This window comes from uncultured Thiodictyon sp., from assembly GCF_903828115.1.
GTDB lineage: Bacteria > Pseudomonadota > Gammaproteobacteria > Chromatiales > Chromatiaceae > Thiodictyon.
The window spans coordinates 1-2,214 of sequence record NZ_CAIKKU010000212.1; the positions used below are offsets into that span (position 1 = coordinate 1).

General features: G+C 59.9%; 2 protein-coding genes. Both read right to left on the bottom strand.

The window, feature by feature from the left end:
- On the bottom strand, nt 1–516 hold a 516-nt coding region (locus QZY48_RS07720), incomplete at its 3' end, for a UbiD family decarboxylase (RefSeq protein WP_295429796.1).
- Nucleotides 517–785: 269 nt separating this feature from the next.
- Nucleotides 786–2,214 (bottom strand): UbiD family decarboxylase (locus QZY48_RS07725; RefSeq protein ID WP_295429798.1); only part of this gene is annotated, 1,429 nt, incomplete at its 5' end.

A 2,214-nucleotide genomic window follows, 5' to 3' on the forward strand; every position in this document is an offset into this window, starting at 1 on the left:
ATGAATCCGCGCCTTATGACTGTCGTTGCGCATGTCGACGTTGGTTTCATTCCTTGCCCGGTACATCATGCGATAGATGCCCCAGTTGATCAGGCCGGTGTCGGGGTCACGCGAGACGACACTGGTGTCCTGAAGATAGGCGTGACCATCGTGCTGGTGGTGCAGGAAGAGCGGCAGCCGGGTCAAATCGACGGCCTCGCCCTTCAGGATCACCTCTTTGCAGGGTGCGGTTGGGGCTACCACTGGCTTATAGGTCCGGGCGCCCCGCCTGGCAATCTCCTGCGCCAGTTCACCCGGCTTGCAGTCGAGCGCGGCGGCGTATTGCGTACGATTCGAATAGGCGTTGGCCAGGAATTGCAGGTCACAGTCTTTGATCTTTTCCACGAGGACTGCGGTATCCGGATGGGCCTCCATGATCGCAGGCAGATCATTGACATGCCGCTCGTCGCTAATGCGCACAAGCTGGCCGATTTTTTCCAATGTCGCCACAAAGTCCGACAGGGTTTGCTGGGGCATCGTTGCTCTCCGCCGATGATGTGATCTGGGATTGCCGGTTGCCTCTCGCCGAAACTCAGGGTCGCGGCGCTCGCCTTGACACTACCAGCCTCGTCAGCAGGCTGCCGAAGGTCTCGGCTCCCCTCAGGCTGCCCGGGCCGTCAATCTCGGGGGCACCGCAAACATCCAGGATGATGCGGTTCCGCAACCGCGAGCCCGCCGGCAGATCCCGGGCATGGAAATACACCCCTTGCGGGTACCGCCCCGCATGTAGACAGCGCGTACAAGCTTCATGCGGCGCCGTCCTTGCCATAAACGAAGCAGGCGTCGGCAAAGGTATAAGGATAGGTCGGGCGCTCATCGGCCATACGGCCCAGGCGGTGGCGCAGTTGGCCGAAAGCGCGATAGATCACCGGATAGGGCTGACCGTGGAACTGCTTCAGGATCTGAAGCCAGGTGCGCGGTGACTGTTCGATGAATTCCGCCATCTGCTTCACCAGTTCCGCTTCCGTCAGCGGCGCGAGCGCGGCTGGCGGTTCACCCAGCGGCTCGGTAACGGTACAGGCGGCGAAGGAGAAGCGATCGACATTGCCGACCAGCGGAATAGTGCAGTCGAAGCCGATCTTGGGCATATTGACGGGCGGCTTGTTGGTCATGCACAGTGGATCGAGCGGCAGTATGTTGAGTTCCGGGATGATGAGCGTGTCGAGCTGCGGGTGGTACCGGTAAGCCATGGCCCACTTGACGCGTGCCTCGTCGAAGATATCGATGTCGTCATCGAACACGTAGGCGATCTTGGGAAACCATTGGCGTGAGCAACTCAACATGACCGCGAGCGTCTGCTTGGCGTCTCCGCCACCCACGGGTTTGATCCTGGCATAGGCGATATTGTGGATACCGTCGGCCGGCAGATAGACGTCCAGCACCCTGATACCAGCACGTTTGAGCGCCGCGTAGATATCGGCCTCGACGGTCGGATGAAAGACATACAGGTCGGTGCGGCCCGGATGCAGGCCGCCGATGGTCGCGTACTGGTAGATGCCGCCCTTGCGGTAGCTGATACAGTCGATCTTGAAGCGGCAGTTGTGCGGCAGCCCTCCGCCATAGGTCCCGGTGAACTCGCCGTAGGGACCCTCGTCATAGACCCAGCCTTCGCTGGTCATGATCCGACCCTCGATGACGATCTCGGCATTGGCCGGCACCGTGAGATCGGAGGTCTCGCACTTCACGACCTTGGCCGACTCACCGTAGAAGCCGCCCAGCACGTCCCAATCATCGGTGTCGGGAAAGGAATACATCGAGGCGATCTTATCCAGGGCCGGACCGCCGATGACGATCGCCGCCGGCATATCGATACCCTTGGCCTCGTATTTCTTGGCCTGAATCCGGGCATTGTGACTGTCGTTGCGCATATCGACGTTTGTTTCATTCTTCGTGCGATACATGAAACGGTAGATACCCCAATTGATCAGCCCCGTCTCGACATCCCGCGACACCACATTCGCATCCTGAATGAAGGCATGACCATCGTGGTCATGATACAGAAACAGGGGAAAGCGGGTGATGTCAATATCCTCACCTGTGAGGATGACCTCCTTGCAGGGGGCGGTATCGACCAGGACCGGCGGGTATCTTCTTTCGCAGCGGCGCGCAATTTCTTGCGCGAGCTCCCGTGGTCCGCAGTTCAGGGCCTGCGCATATTGCTCGCGGTTGGAGTAG